Origin of the sequence: Corynebacterium sp., from assembly GCF_030152825.1 — a bacterium.
Classification (GTDB): Bacteria; Actinomycetota; Actinomycetes; order Mycobacteriales; family Mycobacteriaceae; genus Corynebacterium.
The window spans coordinates 1-3,488 of sequence record NZ_JASLIP010000040.1; the positions used below are offsets into that span (position 1 = coordinate 1).

The window sequence follows — 3,488 nt, forward strand, 5'->3', positions numbered from 1 at the left end:
CAATGGCGCGCAGCCGTCGCAGACGCTTGCGGGGAAGGGGCCTTCAAACCCTTCCTGGAGGCGATGTGGATCGACCTGCACGAGGACCCGGACGCCCCCGCCCAGGGCGGAACCTTTGGCTACCGGCTCGGGCGGAACACCTTGGTCACGCTCCTCAACTCCCAGCGAGAGATCGGGATCAACCACGTCAGCATCAACCTGCTGGGCTCCACGCGCCGGGCCGGCGAGCAGATCGAAGAGATCGCCGAACACGTCCTACCGAAGGTGGCTGGGCCGGTGTAGGGGGGGGGCAACCCAGGCGGGGGTAACCCCTATTTCCTAAGAGAGTCGTCGCCCCTCGCAGGTCGCGGTCTAGCTAAAAACTAGGCTGGAGATATTGCAGCCTTTGGCATACCTAATCCGCGAACTTTGGGCAGCCAGCCGCTCGCAATTTCTTGGGCAAGTTGAAGCTTTTTTGCTTCTTTGAGTAGTACTTTTGCTGGTTATTGATGACGGCATCGATGACCCGCGGTGAAGAATCGGCAACGAGCATTAAGAACTCGTCAGCTGTATAGACCTCATATGGGCACTCTTCGGGCGAAGGATAAATCCCTTTAAACCCAGACTTGTCGTCAGTGACGATGATCTGTATGCGGGCGTGAAGTGCAGCGCTGTGGACGTGAGCGTCATCTGGGTCTGGGTAATTCACCGAGTTATCGATCTCGTAACCCTGGATCCTATTTTCAGGGATCACTTCCATCAACCGGTCTCGAATGGCTTCGATCTGGTGACTTGAAGAGTGCCGGTAGGCCCTTCGCTTTGCATATTGAGCTTCGGCGATGATGTCCTCGGTCCAGTAAAATCTCCAATCACCGAGAAGCTCCGCGGATAATAGGCCGAACCAGGAATGCAGAGTTGATGAAAACCAAATGTTTGCATCGGGCAGGATGGAATTCCTGATTGGGATGTATCCAGTGTTTGGAGATTTCATGTTGTTTCGAGCGCCTACTGATCCTCTGCATCCATGATTTTGAAAACAGACTCCCGTATGGCTTGTTTCTTGCTATCTGCCAGCGCCAGTACTTGTTTTGTATCGAGGCGGTGATGTGAACCAACCATCGTGGCTTCGAGCTTTCCCTGCTTGATGTACTTCATGATGGTCGGGCGCGAAACCTCTAGCAACGTTGCGGCTGTGGTTGTGGTGATTTGACCAGGCATCTCTGCGATGCTGATTGCGCACCCTCCCGCGATGGCGCTGAGAACGTCGTTCAGGATCTCCTGCAGCTGTCGAGGGGCGGGTCGGCCATCAGGTGTTGTGATTTCTGGCTCCGAAGCGCCGAGTTTAGCGCGAAAATCTGCCAGGGCGCGGGCCTCCTGCGGCGTGAGCTGTACAGAATTATCGATCGTTACTGCCATTTCATGTTCACCTCCAAGGTGCTGTTCAAATGCCAACTGCTTTCAGTTATAAGTGCAACCCCGCATGGGCGCTTGGTTTCATGCTTATCTCAGTTGCGAAGGGCCAACTGTGCAGTCGAAGGTAGGGTGAGGTGCAGTCCAGCCCTTCTAGGATAAGGAAAAACACCGTGCCGAAGAAGATCGCGCCCCGCGTCCTGTCCTGGGCATCCATCCTCGACGAGGGCACCGAACAGCAGGCCATCGACCTGGCCACGCTGCCGATCGTCACCCCGCACGTCGCACTCATGCCGGACGCGCACTTCGGGATGGGGAGTGCGGTCGGCACCGTCATCCCCACCGAAGGGGCGGTCATCCCAGCGGCCGTCGGCGTGGACATCGGCTGCGGCATGATCGCCGCCCGCACGAAGTACACGGAGGCAGACATCGCCGACCTGGGCCTCGTCGCACTGCGTGACGAGCTGGAGCGCGCGATCCCGCTCTCACCAGGCAACTACAACAAGAAGATCCACCTGGACCACACCGCACGCCGCATCGCGGAACTGGCGGAGCACGCCAAACGCGATGGGGTGAACCTATCCCACTCCCCGAAGTGGCGCGAGCAGCTCGGCTCCCTCGGTGGCGGCAACCACTTCATCGAGCTGTGCATCGACGAGCAGGGGCGGGTGTGGTGCTTCCTGCACTCCGGCTCCCGCGGGGTGGGCAACAAGATCGCTCAGAAGCACATCCGCATCGCCCAGCAGCAGTGCGCCGAGGCAGGCATTGACCTGCCGCATCGCGACCACGCCTACCTGCGCGAGGGCACCCCGGAATTCGATCAATACATCGCCGAGCTGCACTGGGCGCAGTCTTTTGCCCTGGCCAACCGCGAAGAGATGATGGATCGCTTCGTCGACCAGCTCGCCCGCGCCATGGGGGAGAAGGGAGCAGTGGAAGTCGAGCGCATCAACACCCACCACAACTACACCGATCCCGTGGAGATCGACGGACGCACGCTGTGGTTGACCCGCAAGGGTGCGATCAACGCGGAAGCCGGCCGTCCGGGCCTGATCCCCGGCAGCATGGGTGCACGTTCCTACGTCACCCGCGGCAAGGGGAACCCGCAGGCCTTCTGGTCCGCCCCGCACGGCGCCGGCCGGGTGCTCTCGCGCCGGGCGGCGAAGAATCGCTACACCGCCGAGGACCTCGACCAGCGGATGTCCGGCATCGTCTACCGGCCGGGGGCGGCGTGGGTGGATGAGATCCCGGACGCCTATAAGCCCATCGACCAGGTCATGGCGGACGCCCGCGACCTGGTGGAGATCGTCCACGAGCTGCGCCAGGTGCTGAACCTCAAGGGCACATAGCCACGGGCGTGTGGTTAGGGTGGTGGCCATGACTGTGCAGCTGAGAATGGTGAACAAGGCCCCGCGCTCCGTGGCGCGACGCATCGCAAGTGTCGCGGAGCGGGTGCTGAGCATGGATCCCGAGGCGCTCGCCCGGCTGCGCCCGTTGCCGGATGGCCTGGACATTTTCTTCTCCACCCCCCTTGGTTGCGCTCTCAGCCAGCGCTTGCCCGGGGCCGGGCTTGATGGACAGGACGACGACGGCGACTCGATCGTCGTGCGGGCAGCAGCACTCAAGGAGGCGCTGCAGCAGTGGGCGGGCTCCGCGAGCACCGAGGCGGGGGCAGGTGAGTCCGAAGCCACCTTCGATCTGGGTACCAGCGTGGACATGATGTGGCTGGGCGCCCTGCCACCCGTCAGCGGTTTTCAGCTGGTGGATTGGGTGCCCGCTGAGGTTCTGCGGGAGGTCTACCGTGAGATGGAGGAGGAGCACGAGCTGCGCGGCGGGCCCGCGGGGCTAGCCCCTTCGATGCTGGACCAGGAGCTGGTGGAAGTCACCAGCGAGGCTGGGCAGAGCTCTTCCGGGGAGACCGCGAACGGAAATACGGCTGGGGGAGCAGCACCCCAGCCGGTGAATATCACCGGCCGGATGGTCGCCACGGCCGGGGCGACGGGCGTTATCAACCCACCGCCGGCGGCGATGCAGGAGAAGTACCCGGGGCGCCAACTCGACGTGGTGCGCGTGGCCGCCACCGGCTCCTGGATCCGGCT

At 62.1% G+C, this 3,488-nt stretch carries 4 protein-coding genes and 1 pseudogene; 3 read left to right on the top strand and 2 right to left on the bottom strand.

The features are described 5' to 3' along the window. Positions 1–282, top strand: a pseudogene (locus tag Q1V78_RS04760) (LLM class flavin-dependent oxidoreductase); the annotation flags it as partial. Positions 283–394: 112 nt separating this feature from the next. Here the strand turns inward: Q1V78_RS04760 and Q1V78_RS04765 are convergent. Continuing rightward, positions 395–970 (bottom strand): PIN domain-containing protein, encoded by a 576-nt coding sequence (locus Q1V78_RS04765; RefSeq protein WP_300612200.1) that lies wholly within the window; start codon positions 968–970, stop codon positions 395–397. A 14-nt stretch (positions 971–984) separates the two neighbouring features. Next, the gene (locus Q1V78_RS04770) at positions 985–1,395 is read right to left on the bottom strand and encodes a helix-turn-helix domain-containing protein (protein ID WP_300612202.1); all 411 of its coding nucleotides are present in this window, start codon (positions 1,393–1,395) and stop codon (positions 985–987) included. Positions 1,396–1,562: 167 nt separating this feature from the next. On the opposite strand from Q1V78_RS04770, the gene Q1V78_RS04775 reads away from it, so the two are divergent. Further along, the gene (locus tag Q1V78_RS04775) at positions 1,563–2,738 is read left to right on the top strand and encodes an RtcB family protein (protein WP_300612204.1); all 1,176 of its coding nucleotides are present in this window, start codon (positions 1,563–1,565) and stop codon (positions 2,736–2,738) included. 28 nt (positions 2,739–2,766) lie between these two features. Beyond that, positions 2,767–3,488: hypothetical protein (locus Q1V78_RS04780; protein ID WP_300612206.1), on the top strand; the 722-nt coding region annotated here is incomplete at its 3' end.